The 15,357-nt window shown below is 72.2% G+C and carries 10 protein-coding genes; 3 read left to right on the forward strand and 7 right to left on the reverse strand.

Translation table 11 applies throughout. The features are described 5' to 3' along the window. Nucleotides 1–341: 341 nt before the first annotated feature. Complete coding sequence (locus tag C7456_RS14730) at nt 342–1,538, reverse strand: flagellin N-terminal helical domain-containing protein (RefSeq protein ID WP_109724569.1); 1,197 nt, start codon at nt 1,536–1,538, stop codon at nt 342–344. A 361-nt stretch (nt 1,539–1,899) separates the two neighbouring features. Between C7456_RS14730 and C7456_RS14735 the strand changes: the two genes are divergently transcribed. The 3 genes from C7456_RS14735 to C7456_RS14745 are packed head-to-tail and all read left to right on the forward strand — an operon-like array spanning nt 1,900 to nt 7,861. Further along, the gene (locus C7456_RS14735) at nt 1,900–6,036 is read left to right on the forward strand and encodes a glycosyltransferase (RefSeq protein WP_109724570.1); all 4,137 of its coding nucleotides are present in this window, start codon (nt 1,900–1,902) and stop codon (nt 6,034–6,036) included. Beyond that, nucleotides 6,033–6,899 (forward strand): WxcM-like domain-containing protein, encoded by an 867-nt coding sequence (locus tag C7456_RS14740; RefSeq protein ID WP_109724571.1) that lies wholly within the window; start codon nt 6,033–6,035, stop codon nt 6,897–6,899. Before C7456_RS14735 ends, C7456_RS14740 begins: the two co-directional genes overlap by 4 nt. Then, entirely contained in the window at nt 6,896–7,861 is a 966-nt protein-coding gene (locus C7456_RS14745; protein WP_109724572.1) for a GNAT family protein, read from the forward strand. The genes C7456_RS14740 and C7456_RS14745 overlap by 4 nt, the downstream gene beginning before the upstream one ends. Before the next feature lie 29 nt (nt 7,862–7,890). Here C7456_RS14745 and C7456_RS14750 read toward each other — a convergent pair whose 3' ends face one another. The 6 genes from C7456_RS14750 to flgH all read right to left on the reverse strand — a co-directional run bounded on the left by C7456_RS14750 (nt 7,891) and on the right by flgH (nt 15,351). After that, a complete protein-coding gene (locus tag C7456_RS14750; RefSeq protein WP_109724596.1) occupies nt 7,891–9,000 on the reverse strand; it encodes a DegT/DnrJ/EryC1/StrS family aminotransferase in 1,110 nt (369 codons plus the stop codon). A gap of 58 nt (nt 9,001–9,058) precedes the next feature. Then, nucleotides 9,059–10,276 (reverse strand): flagellar hook-associated protein FlgL, encoded by a 1,218-nt coding sequence (gene flgL / locus C7456_RS14755; protein WP_245889890.1) that lies wholly within the window; start codon nt 10,274–10,276, stop codon nt 9,059–9,061. 5 nt (nt 10,277–10,281) lie between these two features. Beyond that, nucleotides 10,282–12,174, reverse strand: coding sequence for a flagellar hook-associated protein FlgK (gene flgK / locus C7456_RS14760; RefSeq protein ID WP_109724573.1), 1,893 nt, complete (start codon nt 12,172–12,174; stop codon nt 10,282–10,284). A 25-nt stretch (nt 12,175–12,199) separates the two neighbouring features. Continuing rightward, entirely contained in the window at nt 12,200–13,252 is a 1,053-nt protein-coding gene (flgJ, locus tag C7456_RS14765; RefSeq protein WP_109724574.1) for a flagellar assembly peptidoglycan hydrolase FlgJ, read from the reverse strand. A gap of 2 nt (nt 13,253–13,254) precedes the next feature. Continuing rightward, nucleotides 13,255–14,334, reverse strand: coding sequence for a flagellar basal body P-ring protein FlgI (locus tag C7456_RS14770; protein WP_109724598.1), 1,080 nt, complete (start codon nt 14,332–14,334; stop codon nt 13,255–13,257). Nucleotides 14,335–14,664: 330 nt separating this feature from the next. Continuing rightward, nucleotides 14,665–15,351, reverse strand: a complete 687-nt coding sequence (flgH, locus tag C7456_RS14775; RefSeq protein ID WP_109724575.1) for a flagellar basal body L-ring protein FlgH — start codon at nt 15,349–15,351, stop codon at nt 14,665–14,667. Between the last annotated feature and the right edge of the window lie 6 nt (nt 15,352–15,357).

Genomic DNA, 15,357 nt, shown 5'->3' on the forward strand with positions numbered 1-15,357 from the left:
AACCGCATGGGCTTGCCCGGAATCCCCGCCACGATGGCGGCCGCAACGGCCGCCACCGCGGAGGGACCCCTGTTCCCGAAGCCGGACGCTCCCGCGCCCGGCCCCTACTGGATCGGCCGCGACGGCGCCAGCTTGAGCGCCGCGGCGGCGCCAGCTTGAGCGCCGCGGCGGCACCGGCGGGATACCGGACGGCAGGCGCGCGGACCCGCGATCCGCCGGGCGCCCCGCGCGGGCGGCCCGCCCGGCAAAACGACGACGGCGCCCGCGAGGGGCGCCGTCGCCGGAAGAAGCGGGAACCGTCCGCGGCGCGACCGGCCCGCGGGCGGTCCCCTGCGGCCTCGTCACTGCAGCAGCTTGAGCACCTGCTGCGGGTTGGAGTTGGCCTGGGCGAGCACCGAGATGCCGGCCTGCTGCAGCACCTGCGCCTTGCTCAGCGCCGCCGTCTCGGCCGCGAAGTCCGCGTCCTGGATGGTCGACTGCGAGGACTGCAGGTTGGTCGTCTGCGCCGCCACCGTGGAGATGGTGGACTGGAAGCGGTTCTGCACCGCGCCCAGCTGCGCCGCGAAGTCGCTCACCGTCTTCAGGGCCACGTCCACGCGGGAGATCAGCGCGTTGGCGTTGTTGACGGTCAGCACGTCGGAGCCTTCCAGCGAGCCGGCGGTGTCGATGGTGCCCGAGCCGATGTCGCTGGCGGTGGAGGCGCCGTTCTTGTAGGCGCTGTCGGTGATCGCGCCGGAGCCGAGCACGGAGCCCGAGGCGATCGAGCCCGAGTCGTTGATGCTGAAGCTGCCGGCCGCGAACAGGCTGATGCCGCCCTTGCCGTCCACCGCGGCGCTGACGCCGGTGATGCCCGCCGCGTTGATCTTGTCGGCCAGGTCCTGGGCGCTGCTGGCCGTGCCGGCGAGCGTGACGGCCTTGCCGTCGGTGCCGGTGATGGCGATCTTGCTCAGGTCCACCGTCGTGGCGTTGCCGCTGGCGTCGACGAACGCGCCGCTCAGGTTGGTGGTCTCCACCTGGGCGATCTTGCCGATGTCGGCGGACTTCACGCTGGTGCCCAGGCTCACGCTGATGGTCTGGCCCACGTCGGCGCCGACCTGGAAGCTCTTGGTGCCCAGCGAGCCGTCCAGCACCTTGGAGCCGTTGAAGGTGGTCTGGTTGGCGATGCGGGTGATCTCGGCCAGGCGCTGCTGCACTTCCTGGTCGATCGAGGAACGGTCCGAATCGGTGTAGGTGCCGTTGGCGGCCTGCACGGCCAGGTCGCGGATCGCCTGCAGGTTGGCGGTCACCTGGTCCAGCGCCGAGCCGGCGGTCTGCGCCAGGTTGATGGCGTCGGAGGCGTTGGCGCTGGCCTGGTTCAGGCCGCCGATCTGCGTGGTGTAGCGCTGCGAGATCGCAAAGCCCGCGGCGTTGTCGGCGGCGCTGTTGATCTTCAGGCCCGAGGACAGGCGCTGCGTGGCGGTGGCCAGCGCGCTCTGCGACTTGGACAGGTTGTTCTGCGCGTTCAGCGAGGAAACGTTGGTGTTGATGACCAGTGACATGGGTGTCTCCTAAGAATCGGTCTTGAAGCTGTCGGATGTTCATTCCGGCGGTGCTCCAGACCGGAGTGCCAACCGCCTCGGGGAGCTTTTCGGCGCCCTCGGACATTTCTTGAGCAATATTTCCGGGGAAACGCTTGACATTGGCGCGGCGTGCGCGATGCGCCGCCCCGGGTATCGGCAAACGGCCGGACAACCGTAGCCGGCCGGCGTGCCGGATCGCGCGCGGCGGCGTCCGGCCCGGCGGCCCGTCCATTGGCACCAACCTTGCTGCTTCCACCCCGGACAGGCGCCGCGGCGACAAAAAACCGGCGGCGCCACGCTTTCGCAGCGCGCCGGCGGGCGCATCCGGAACCCCTCATCGATGCAGACAGAAGAGCGCCTCGCGCAGAACCACGCCGAATTCCAGGCACGGCTCGACCGCATGGAAAAGGCCATCGGCGACGGCAAGCCGGATGCCGCGATCGAGCTTGCCCAGGCCGCCGCGTCCATCGCCTGGCTGAAAGGCTGCGGCATCTTCTCCTCGCCCCGGCTGGAGGCCCTGCTGGCACGCATCGGCCATGCGCTGCCCCAGGCCGCGGAAGCCGCCCCGCGCGCCGACGAGCGGCGCCGGGTGCTCACCGTGATGACTTCGGCGCACGCCATCGGCGGCCACACGCGGCTGGCCTGCCGCTGGATGGCGCTGGACACGCAATCGGTCCACACGCTCGTGCTCACCCGGCAAGGCGACGCGCCGCTCCCGCCGATGGTCGAGGCGCTGGCCGAAAGCGGACGGGTCCAGCTGGTGACGCTCGACGACGACTCCCTGCTGGAACGCGCGGCAAGGCTGCGCCGGTTGCTCGGCGCCGCCGACCGCGCGGTGCTGCACACCCATCCGAACGACCCGTTGCCCGTGGTGGCGCTGGCCGGCATGGCCTCGCCGCCCCCCGTGCTGTTCGAGAACCATGCCGACCACGTGTTCTGGATCGGCGCCAGCGTAAGCAACCTGCTCGTCTCGCTGCACGACGACGGCACCCGCATCGCCGTGACACGCCGCGGCGTGGCGCGCCCGCACATCGGCTGGCTCCCGATCCCGCTCGACTTCACCTCGCTCGACGCGGCGCCGGCCGTCGACATCCGCGCCCGGTACGGCATTCCGGACGACGCCGTGCTGCTGCTGTCCTGCGGGTCGGCATACAAGTTCATGCCGATCGACGGCCTGTCCATGGCCGACCTGCTGGCCCCGGTGCTCGAGGAACACCCCGGCGTCCATGTCCTGCTGGTCGGGCTCGCCCGCGATCCGGCCGGCACCAGCCTCGCCGCGGACTACCCGGGCCGCGTGCACCTGGCCGGCTACCTCCAGCAGGACGCGCTGCACGCCGCCTACGCCGCCTGCGACATCTACCTCGACGCGGTGCCCACCTCGTCGAGCACGGCGCTGTGCGAGGCGATCGCGGCCGGCAAGCCGGCGCTCAAGTTCAGCCCGGCCGCGTGGGGCGAGTGCGGCTTCGCCATGGACATGGACGCGGTGCCCCTGCCGCTCTACGTCTCGCACGACGCCGACGGCTACCGGCAGGAGCTGCGCGCGCTGATCGGCTCGCCGGCGCTGCGCGCGCAACGCGGCCGGCTCATGGCCGGCATGCTGCGGCTGTGCCATGGCGACGCGCACTTCCAGGCGCAGGTCGAGGCGCTCTACGAGCGCGCCGCGCGCCTGCCCCGCATCGAGCTCGACGAGGCCACCGCGGCGCACCGCGTGGAACTGCTCGACGTGCTGCTGGGCAAGCTGGCCGACAACCTCGAGGCGGCCCAGCGGCTGGACAAGCTCGGCACCACCGGCCTGGTGGTGCGCGCCCTTTCCCCCGACGAGCAATACCGGCACTGGCTGGCGCCGCGGCGGCTGTCCACCGAACGCGCCGCTCTGGCGCGGAGCCGCATCGCCGCGCCGGCCACGTTCCACGTGCTGGTCGTCGACGCCGACGGCGATGCGGACCGGCTGGCGCATACGCTGCAGTCGCTGGACCGGCAATCGCATCCGGCGACGGCCGTGACCGTGCTGAGCGACGTGCGGCAGGCGCTGCCCGGTGGCATCGCAACGCATCCGCTGGCCGGAGACTGGGCGACCGCGCTCAACGCGGTCGCCGCCACCGCCAGCGCCGACTGGCTGCTGCCGCTATACGCGGGCGACGCGCTGGACGCCGATGCGCTGCTTCTGCTGGCCGGCCTGTTCGCCGCACAGCCCGACCTGGCGTGCTGCTATGCAGACGAGGATGCGTGGCTGCCCGACGGGCCGGCGCAGCCGGTCTTCAAGCCCGACATGAACCTCGATCTCCTGCGTAGCTACCCGTACATCGGCCGCACGCTGGCGATGCGGCGCGAATCCCTGCTGGCGGCGGGCGGACTGCGCGCGGAGGCCGGCGCCCTCGCCCACTGCGACCACCTGTTCCGCTGCGTCGAGCGGTTCGGCCTGCACACCGTGGGGCACCTGGCCGAAGTGGTCTACCGCGCCGCGGTGCCCTTCGCGGCCTGGCTCGCCACCCCCGAGGTCGCCGCCCTGAGCGGCGCGGTGGTCTCGGCCCACCTCGACCGTCTCGGCGTGCCCCACCGCATGCAGCCGGGAGCGCTGGCCGGCTCCAACCGCATCACCTACCTGCACGAGGCCGAGCCGGCCGTTTCGATCATCGTCCCCACCCGCGACCAGCTGCCGATGCTCAACGGCCTGATCGACAGCCTGCTCGCCAAGACCCGCTACAGGAACTACGAGCTGCTGATCGTCGACAACGACAGCCGCGACCCGGCCGCCTGCGCCTACCTCGACGGCATCGAGCGGCTGAACAACCCGCAGCTGCGCGTGCTGCGCTGGCCGCACCCGTTCAACTACTCGGCGATCAACAACTTCGCCGCCGCGCAGGCGCGCGGCGAGTACCTGGTCCTGCTCAACAACGACACCGCGGTGCTGCACGAGGACTGGATCGAGGCGCTGCTCAACCACGCGCAGCGGCCGGAGGTCGGCATCGTCGGCGCCAAGCTGCACTACCCGGACGGGCGCATCCAGCACGCCGGCGTGGTGCTGGGCCTGCGCGGGCCGGCCGACCATCCCTTCATCGGCGATCCGATGGACGCGCCCGGCTACATGCACCGCCTGCAGGTGGACCAGAACTACACCGCGGTGACCGCCGCCTGCCTGATGATCCGCAAGTCGGTGTACGAGGAGGTCGGCGGCCTGGACGAGGAGAACTTCAAGGTCTCGTACAACGACGTGGACCTGTGCCTGAAGGTGCACCGGGCCGGCTACCTCACCGTGTGGACGCCCTACGCGCGGCTGATGCACGAGGGCAGCGTCAGCCAGCGCAAGGTGGACCGGACCGCGCAGGAGGCCAAGCGCAAGCGCTTCGAGGGCGAGCAGCGGGCCATGTACGCCAAGTGGCTGCCGCTGCTGGCGCGCGACCCGGCCTACAACCGCAACCTCAGCCTGGACGGCGGCGGCTTCGACCTGGACCCGCTCCCGCAGCAGGCCTGGCAGCCGTTCGAGCAGCCGCTGCTGCCGCGGATGTTCTGCGTGGCCGCCGACGCGCAGGGCTGCGGCCACTACCGCATCCGGCAGCCCTTCCTCGCCATGCAGCGGGAAGGGCTGGCCGAGGGCATGATCGCCCCCGCGCACCTGCTGCCGGTCCCGATGGAGCGCTTCGCGCCGTCATCGATCGTGCTGCAGCGCCAGCTCGGCGACGGCCAGCTTGCGGCCATGCGCAACTACCGCGACTTCAGCCGCGCCTTCAAGGTCTACGAGCTGGACGACTACCTGCCGAACCTGCCGCTCAAGAGCGTGCACCGCAGCCGGCTGCCCAAGGACATCCTGAAGTCGCTGCGCCAGGCGGTCGCGCTGACCGACCGCTTCGTGGTCTCCACCGCGCCGCTGGCCGAGCAGTTCGCGGACATGCACCCCGACATCCGCGTGGTCGCCAACCGCCTCCCGGTGGACTGGTGGGGCCAGCCGGCCAGCCGCCGCCGCGGGTCGGCCAGGCCGCGCGTGGGCTGGGCCGGCGGCAGCGGCCACCGCGGCGACCTGGAGCTGATCGCCGACGTGGTGCGCGACCTCGCCGGCGAGGTCGAGTGGGTGTTCCTGGGCATGTGCCCGGAGAAGCTGCGCCCCTACGTGCACGAGCTCCACGAGGGCGTGCCGATCGGGCAGTACCCGGCCAAGCTGGCCTCGCTGGACCTCGACCTCGCGCTGGCGCCGCTGGAGGACAACGTCTTCAACGCCTGCAAGAGCAACCTGCGCCTGCTCGAATACGGCGCCTGCGGCTTCCCGGTGGTGTGCAGCGACATCGTCTGCTACCGCGGCGGGCTGCCGGTGACGCGCGTGCGCAACCGCTACAAGGAGTGGGTGGACGCCATCCGCATGCACCTGGCCGACCTGGACGCCACCGCGCGCATGGGCGACGCGCTGCGCGAGGCGGTGCGGCGCGACTGGATGCTCGCCGGCGCCCACCTCAACGACTGGCTCAATGCCTGGATGCCCGCATGATCAGCCGCGACGCCATCGTCTCACCGCAGGCCGCCATCGGCCGCGAATGCGCCATCTCCCCGGGCGCCATCGTCGGGGACCGGGTCACGCTGGGCGACCACGTGCGCATCGGGGCGGGCGCGATCGTGCTCGGCCCCTGCCACATCGGCGACCACTGCACATTGGGAGCGGGCGTGGTGCTGGAAAGCAGCGACGGGGACCGGCCCATCGTGCTCGAACCGCACGTGCGCGTCTCGGCCACGGCGTCGATCCTGGCGCCGGTGACCGTCGCGCGCGGCGCGCTGATCCAGGCCGGCACCACCATCCTGCGCCCGGTGCCCGCCCATGCCATCGTGTCGGGGAATCCGGCGCAGATCACCGGCTACACCCTCGTCCACGCATCGGAGCCGCCCGCCGCTTCCGGCGCGCGGCCCGCGCCGGAAGCCGGCGCATTCGCCTCGCACGTGGACGGCGTCACGCTGCACCGCCTGCCCAAGGTCATCGACCTGCGCGGCAACCTCACGGTCGGCGAATTCGAGCGCGACCTGCCGTTCCGGCCCAAGCGCTACTTCATGGTGTTCGGCGTGCCCAACGCCGAGGTGCGCGGCGAGCACGCGCACCACCGCTGCAAGCAGTTCCTGATCTGCGCGCGCGGCCGCTGCAGCATCGTGGCCGACGACGGCGCCAACCGCGAGGAATTCCTGCTCGACGATCCGTCGCTAGGGCTGTACCTGCCGCCGCGCGTCTGGGGCATCCAGTACAAGTATTCCGCCGACGCGGTGCTGCTCGTGTTCGCCTCCGAGTACTACGACCCGGACGACTACATCCGCGACTACGGGGAGTTCATGCGGCTGGCGGGCGCCTCCCGGAGCACGGCCGCATGAGCCGGCTGCTGGAGAGGCGCGATGCCGCCGGGGTCCGCGCGGGGCTCGAACGCGCGGGCCTGGAGCCCCCGCATGGATTCATCCGGCAGGTGGACAGGCGCTACGACCTGGCCGTGCACCTCGACCACCTGCTGCGTCCGCTGGATGCGCGCGACGACTTCCGCATCGGCCACGGCAAGGGCGCCGACGAACGCTGGGTGCTGCTGGAACGCCTGCCCTGGGACTCGGCGTTCTTCGGCCGCGGGGTGGCCCGCCTGCATGCCTGCGTGGACCCGCGCGGCCCCACGCCGCCGCGGGCCGACACCGGCGCGGCGGTCGCGGCCATCGGCGCCGCGCTGGCGCTGGCGGCGCAGCACGGCATCGATTACGTGTTCGGCACGGTGGATGCCCGCGACCTGCCCGGCATCCGCAGCCTCTGCGCCAGCGGCTTCGAGCTGATCGAAACCCGCTGCCACTACCACCTCGCCCTGGCCGATTGGCAAGGCGACCGCCACCCCGCCCGGCTGGCCACGCCGGCCGACATGCCCTCGCTCGCCCGCGCCGCGCGCGACACCGTGAACCCGTTCGACCGCTTCCACGCCGACCCGGCGATTCCGCCCGAGGACGCGGACCGCCTGATGGAAACCTGGGTCCGCGCGTCGATCGCCGGGGGGTTCGCCGACGCCACGCTGGTGCCCGACGTGGCGTCGCCGGAGGCGTTCTGCACGGTCCGCTACCACCGCGAACACTGGCAAGGCTGGGGCCTGCGGCTCGCGCAGCCGGTGCTCAGCGTCGTGGCGCCGAGGCACCGCGGCTGGTACGTGCGGCTGATCGCGGAAGTGAACCATCACCTGCGCGGGATCGGCGCGGAGCACGCCTTCCTCGTCACGCAGGCCACCAACAACGCCGTGATCCGGTCCTGGGAAAAGCTCGGCTACCAGTACGGCAAGGCCGAGCACGTCTTCCGCCGCCTGCTCCGCTAGCCGGGGAGCCCGCGGGCGACCCGCCGCCCTCACCAGGCGTTGCAGGCCTCGATCACCTTCGCCACTTCCGCGTCGTCAAGCTCGGGAAAGCAGGGCAGCGACAGCACGCTGCCGCACAGCGCCTCGGTGGCCGGCAGCGCCGGCATCGGCCCGGCATGCGCCAGCACCGCCTGCTGCGTGTCGGCGAGCGGGTAATGCACCTCGCTGGCGACGCCGCAGCGCGCGAGATGCGCCTGGAGTTCCGCGCGCCGGGCGCAGCGCACCACGTACAGGTGCGCGACGTGGCCGGGGCCATCGATGGCCGGCACCTGGATCTCCGGGTGGACGATGCCGCGGGAGTACGCCTGCGCGATCCCCCGGCGGCGGGCGTTCCAGCCGTCCAGCAGGGGCAGCATCACGCGCAGGAAGGCCGCCTGCAGCTCGTCGAGCCGGCTGTTGCGCCCGCCTCCCAGCTCGTTGCGGTATTTCGACGACCAGCCGTACTGGCGCAGCCGGCGCACGCGCCCGGCCAGGGCCGGGTCGTTCGTGGCGACGGCGCCGCCGTCGCCGAGCGCGCCGAGGTTCTTGGTCGGATAGAAGCTGAAGCAGGCCGCGTCGCCGTAGCTTCCGGCGCGGCGGCCGTCCTCGCCCCGGGCGCCGTGCGCCTGCGCGCAGTCCTCGACCACGGGAACGCCGTAGGCGCGCGCCACGTCGAGCAGGCGCGGCATGTCGGCCAGGCGACCGTACAGGTGGGTGACGACGATCGCCGCCGGCCTGTCGCCACCCCGCCGCAACCGCTGCTCCAGATGCAGCGGGCTCATGGTCGCGGTCGCCGCATCCACGTCCACGTAGCAGGGCGCCGCGCCGCAGGCCAGCGCCGCGGTGGCGCCGTACATGCCGGCGTTGGCAACCATGAGCACCTTGTCGCCTCCGGCGACGCCGAGCGCGCGCAGCGCCAGCTCGAGCGCATCGGTCCCGTTGGCCACGCCGACGACCTCGGCGACGCCGCAGTAGTCGGCGAACGCCGCCTCGAAGGCGCGGACCTGCGGCCCCAGCACGAAATGGCCGCTGGCGATCACCTGCCCGGCGGCTTCCTGCAGGCACGGCCGCAAGGGCGCGATGTGGCGGCCCAGATCGTTGACCGGCACGACGTCCGGCAGCGGCGCGGCGGCACGGACGGCATCGGGGAGGCTGGCGGCGCTCGTCATGCGGTCCCCATCACTTCAGGTAATCGAACAGGCTCGTCGACTGCACCTTCGCGAAGGTCTGCTGCGAGGCCTGCAGCGCCGTGGACTGCAGCATCAGGCTGCTGATGGCGCTGGCCATGTCGGTGTCCTGCACGCTGGAGAGCGTGGTCTGGTAGGTCAGCGTGAGGTCGGCGTAGGTGCTCTTCTGCTGGCTCAGCCGGTCCAGACGGCCGCCGATGTCGGTCTGCGCGGCGAGCACGCTGTCCTGCGCGCGGTCGATCGACTCGATCTGCCGGCTCATCGCGTTGCTGAGCTGGGTGTTGCCCAGGCTGTCGTCGTTGAGCGCGTCGATCATGTTGCCCAGCGTGGCGAACACGTCCTGGGTCTGCCCGGACTCGACGCTCACCGTGTCGCCGGCGGCGGGCGTGCCGCTGAGCGCGATGGACAGGCCGTTGAAGCTGATGCTGCCGCCGTCCTGGTAGCTGCCGCTGGCGACCACCGCGTTGCCGTTGTTGGCGTCGGTGGCGGTCCAGTTGCCGGCGGCATCGAAGCTGATCTGGTAGTCCACCGGCCCGGCCGCGCTGGCGGCCTGCCAGGCGGCGCTGTCGCTCACGCTGGTGGCGCCCACCAGCAGGGTGCCGGCGTTGCCGGCGGCCGCGCCGGCGACGAAGGCGCCGTTGCCCATCGGCAGGTCCATGAACAGCGCGTCGCCCGGATCGCTGTTGGGCAGGCGCAGGCCGCTGCCGATCGCGCTCATCTGCGCCGTGCCGTTGCCCACGTAGCTCACCGTGCCGTCGGCGTTGAGCACGAACGGCTGGGTGGTGCTGCTGGTGCCGGCGAACAGCGCGATGCCGCTGGCGTCGGTGGTGTTGGCCAGCTGCACCAGCTGCGCGCGGATCTGCGTGAGCTGGGTGGCCATGTCCTTGCGGTCGGAGGCCGACAGCGTGCCGTTGATGCCCTGCACCGCCAGCGAGCGCGCCTGGTCGAGCAGCGCGTTGAACGAGGTGAGCGTGTTGCTCTCGGTGGACAGCCGCGTGTTGGCGGCATCGATGTTGGCCGAGTACTGCGCCGTGCTGGCGATGACGTGGTCGAGCGAGACCACCTGCGCGGCGCCGCCCGGATCGTCCGAGGCCAGGTCGATGCGCTTGCCGCTGGTCACCTGGTTCTGCGTGGCGTTCACCGCGCTCTGCTGGCCGAGCATGGTGGTCAGCGACTGCTGGTACATCCAGCTGGTGGACAGGCGGATCATGCGCGTTACCCCTGGATCGCGGTGATGAGGCTGGCGAACAGCGTCTGCGCGGTGGCGATCACCTGCGCCGAGGCCTGGTAGGCCTGCTGGTACTTGATGAGGCTGGCGGCCTCCTCGTCCAGGTTCACGCCGGCGGCGCTCTGCTGCGCGCCGGCGGCCTGGTCGTACAGGCTGGTCTGGGTGGCGAGGTTGCTGCTGGCGATGCTGCCGGCGGTGCCGATCTGGTTGGTGAGGTCGGCGTAGGCGCGCACCACCGAGGTCTTGCCGCCGTCCAGCACGCCCTGGTCGGCCAGCGCGGCCAGGTCCAGCGCGTTGCTGTTGTCGTTGAGGCCGTCGCTGTTCCTGCCCACGGTGAAGCCGTCGCCGGCGGCGGGCGTGCCGGTGAGGGTGAGGCTCCAGCCGTCGAAGACGATCGGCGTGCCGCTGGCGTAGGTGCCGCTGACCGTGTTGCCCGCGCCGTCGGTGATCGTGTAGTCGGTGGCCGAGGTGAAGGCGATGGTGGCGCCGGCGAACAGGTCGGCGTCGCCGCCGTCCTGCACGCCCACCGCGGCCACCGCGGCGCTGCCGGCGTTGCCGCTCGCGGCGCCGGCCTTCAGCGCCGCGGCGGCGGCGATCCCGGACGGGTCGGTCATCGTCACCGCCAGCCCGCCGGCGGCGCCGCGGGTGGGGCGGATCTGGTAGCTGTCGCCGACCTGGGCCGTGCCGGACACGGTCAGGGTGAGGCCGTCGGCGGACAGCGTGCCGTCGGGGTTGGCGGTCAGCGCCACGCTCTGCCCGCCGGTGGTGGACAGCGTCCAGCCGTTGGCCGAGGGCGCGGTGGTGCTGCCGGTGTAGCTGAGCACGTAGTCCGCGCCGGTGAGCGCGCCGATGTCGCTGATCGCCGCGCCGACCGTCGCGTTGCCGGCGTTGCCGCTGGCGGCGCCGACCTGCGGCGCGGGCACGCCGAAGATCGCGCCGCCCTGGTTGCCGTCGAGGTCCAGGCCCCTGGCCTGCTGCGCGTTGACGCTGCCGGCCAGCGCGATGGCCGCCTGGCCCAGCTTGTTCTGCGCCGGGTCCAGCACGTTGCTGCGGTAGTCCAGCAGCGCGCCGAGGGTGCCGCCGCTGAGCCGGGCGGAGATGTCGTTGCCGTTCGGGTCGAGCACCACCGTGCGGCTGGCGTCGTAGGGGTCGGTGCCGGCCTGGAAGCCGTAAGAGTAGCCGCCGCTGACCAGCACCTGGCCGGAGCTGGCGTAGACGCTGAGGGTGCCGTCGGGCTGGCTGGCGGTGGTGATGCCGACGTAGCCGGCCAGCTGCTTGACCAGGCTGTCGCGCTGGTCGAGCAGGTCGTTCGGCGAGGTGCCGCCGGCCTGGCTGATCTTCAGGTTGAGCGCGGCGATCTGCTTGACCGTGGTGTCGATGCCGTCGATGGTGCTGGCGATCTGCGTGTTGATCTGCCCGCGCTGCTGGTCGAGCTGGCTGCCCAGCGTGTTGAACACCATCGAGACCGCGGCCGCGTCGCCGAGCAGCGCCTGGCGCGAGCCCTTGTCGCTGGGCGCGTTGGCCACGTCGCTGAAGCCGGCGTAGAAGTCGTCCAGCGCGCCCTGCAGGTCGCCGCTGTTCTTCAGCAGGCCGTTGAGCGTGGTGGCGAGGTCGTTGTAGGTGGTGGCGCCCTGCAGGCTGCTGTTGCCGCTCCACAGCGCGGTGGTGAGGTACTGGCTGTAGGCGCGCTGCACCGCGACCACGTCGACGCCGCTGCCGATGGTGTAGCGGCTGTTGCTCTGCCCGAGGCGGTCCACCTGCACGATGCTCTGCCGGCTGTAGCCGTCGGTGCCGGCGTTGGCGATGTTGTTGCCCACCGTCTTCAGGCCCAGTTGCGCGGCGGTGAGGCCGGAGGTGCCGATGCTGAACAGGCTGGACATGCGAAGGGGATTCCTCGGGTGACGGTCACTCGGTCGGCAGGCCGGCCGCGTTCTTGAGCGAAGCGTCCTTGAGCGAGGCCAGCGCCTCGCGCATGGCATCGCTGTTGGCGATGGCGGTGATCTTCTCGGCGTAGGCCGGATCGGTGGCGTAGCCGCCCCTGACCAGCGCGTGGGCGAAGCCGCGCACGTCGTCGCCGTGGCCGCGCGCCTGCGCGTAGCGCGGGTTGGAGCCGATCAGCTCGGCGTAGTCGGCGAAGGCCTGCGCCGGCGAGTCGTAGGCGCGGAACTGCGCGCGCCGGCGCACCGCCACGCCGTCCTCGAACTCCACCGTGGGCACGCTCACCTTCTTGCCGTCCCAGCTCCCGCCGGCCTTGATGCCGAACAGGTTGAAGCTGGTGGCGCCGTTGGCCGCGCGCGGCATGTGCTTGCCCCACTGCGTCTCCAGCGCGGCCTGCGCCAGCACCGTGCGCACGGAAAGGCCGAGCTTCCTCGCCGCGATCTGCGCGTAGGGCGCCAGCGCGTGCACGAACTCCTGCGCGTCCTGCGGCAGCCACTTCATCGCGCTCTGCCCGACCGCCTTGCCGGCCTCGACCACCGCGGCCAGGCGCCGCTGGAACTGGTCGGCGCTGGCCGGCATGGCGTCGAGGTCGCCGAGCCCGTCGTCGCCGTCCGCCGCCGCGCCACCGGAGGCGGACGTGCCGGACGCGGCGACCGGGGCGCCGGCGGCGCCGTCCTGGCCGCCCAGCGCGCCGGCCACCTTGCCGCCGAGCTGGCGCACCAGCATCTCGGCGATGCCCAGGCCCTTGCCGGCGCCGGACAGGTTGAGCGCGAGCTGCTGGTCGAACATGTCGCGCCAGGCGTCGCCGGCCTGGCTGTCGCCGATGCCGTCGCCGAAGCTCGCGTTGGCCTCGCGCATCGACTTGAGCATCATCTGGGTGAAGATCGACTCGAACTGCCTGGCCACCGCCGGCAGCGCGGCCTGGCCGTCGTTCCGGGCGGCGCCGCGCAACGCATTGAACCCGGACAGCTCGGTCCAGGTGCCGACGTTCTGCAGGGCGCTGTCCAGCGGCGTGGCCATCGTCAGATCACCACCAGCTCCGCGTGCAGCGCGCCGGCCTGCTTGAGCGCCTGCAGGATCGAGATCAGGTCGCTGGGCGCGGCGCCCACCTGGTTCACCGCGCGCACGATGGTGTCCAGGCTCACGCCGGGGCCGAACTTGAACATGTGGCCGCCGTTCTCGCTGATCTGCACGTCGCTGCTCGGCACCACCGCGGTCTGCCCGCGCGAGAACGGCGCCGGCTGGCTGACCTGCGGCTGCTCGCTGATCGAGACCTGGATCGAGCCGTGCGCCACCGCGGCGGCGGTCACCCGCACGTCCGAGCCGATCACCACCGTGCCGGTGCGCGAGTTGACCACCACGCGCGCCGGGGCCTCGCCCGGCGTCACGTCCAGGTCCTGGATCGCGCCCAGCCAGGCCACCTTCTGCGCCGGGTCCTGCGGGCCGCGCACGGCGATGGTGGCGCCGTCCACCGCCTGCGCGGTGCCGGCGCCGTAGGCCTGGTTGATCGCCCGCGCCACGCGCGCGGCGGTGGTGAAGTCGGGCGTGTTGAGGTTGAGCGTCAGGTCGCCGCCGCCGGCGAAGGAGGACGGCACGCTGCGCTCCACCGTGGCGCCGTTGGGGATGCGCCCGCTGGCGGAGATGTTCACCTGCACGCTGGAGCCGCTCCTGCCCTGCGCGCTGACGCCGCCGACCACCACGCTGCCCTGCGCGATGGCGTAGACGTTGCCGTCGGCGCCGCGCAGCGGGGCCATCAGCAGCTCGCCGCCGCGGATGCTCTTGGCGTTGCCGATCGAGGCCACGGTGACGTCGATCACCTGCCCCGGCTTGGCGAACGGCGGCAGCTCGGCGGTGATGGTCACCGCGGCGGCGTTCTTCAGCTGCGGCCGCGCGCTGGCCGGCACGGTGATGCCGAACTGCTGCAGCATGTTCTCCAGGCTCTGCGTGGTGAACGGCGCCTGCGTGGTCTGGTCGCCGGAGCCGTCCAGGCCCACCACCAGGCCGTAGCCGATCAGCTGGTTGCTGCGCACGCCGCCGACCGAGGCGAGGTCGCGGATCTTGTCGGCGTGGGCGGCGCCGGCGAGCAGCGCGCACAGCGCCAGCGCCGCCGCGCGCCTTGCGCCCTCTCCCCTGCGGGGAGCGGGCTGGGCCGAGGGGCGGCGCTTGCGCAAGAGGTCGGACAGGCGGCGCAAGGGGGAAGGAAAAGCGCGACGCGCGAGAGTGGGACCGGACGCGACGACCGGCCCCTCACCCCGGCCCTCTCCCCGCAGGGGAAAGGGAGCGGAAGCGGGGCCGCGCGAGGGCGCCCCCTCATCCCAACCCTCTCCCCGGCGGGGAGAAGGGGCGAACGCGCCGTGCGGGTTCGCACGCTCCGGCTCCCACGCGCCCATGAGCGGAATGGTCCTATGGAGCTTTGTCCTAGGGAGCTTCATTCAAAAGGGCATCCACTTGGAGTTGAAGAAACGCGACAGCCAGCCCTGCGTGTTGGCGTCGGCCAGGGTGCCGCGGCCGGTGTAGGTGATCTTGGCGTCGGCCACCCGCGTCGACTCGATGGTGTTGTCCTGGCCGATGTCCTGCGGGCGCACGATGCCGGCGATGCGCACCAGCTCCTGGCCCTGGTTGATGGTCAGCCACTTCTCGCCCTTCACCAGCAGGTTGCCGTTGGCCAGGCGCTGCGCCACGGTCACGGTGATCTCGCCGGTGAGCTGGTTGCTCTGGCTGCTGGAGCCGGTGCCGTCGAAGCTGCGGTCGCCGCCGGTGGCGATGTCCGCGTCCTTGCCGCCCACGTGCAGCGTGTGGCCGAGGATGGTCGGCGCGTCCAGCGCGGTCTTGTCGGTCTTGCTGGTGCTGGTGCTGGCCTTCTTGCTGGCCTGCGTGCTCTCCACCAGCACGATGGTGAGGATGTCGCCGGCGCGGTGCGCGCGCGGGTCGGCGAACAGCTCCATGTTCTGCGCCTCGTGGTAGATCGCGCCATCGGCCGGCGGCGGCGCGGCGGCCTCGGCGGGCAGCGTGGGCGCCCACTGCGCGTCGTCGCGCGCCGCCGGCATGCCGGCGCAGCCGGCGAGCGCGGCCGCGGCGGCGGCCAGGGCGAGACGCATGATCGCTGGAAGGATGCGCATGGCGAG

It is taken from the genome of Fulvimonas soli, from assembly GCF_003148905.1.
GTDB classification, from domain to species: Bacteria; Pseudomonadota; Gammaproteobacteria; order Xanthomonadales; family Rhodanobacteraceae; genus Fulvimonas; species Fulvimonas soli.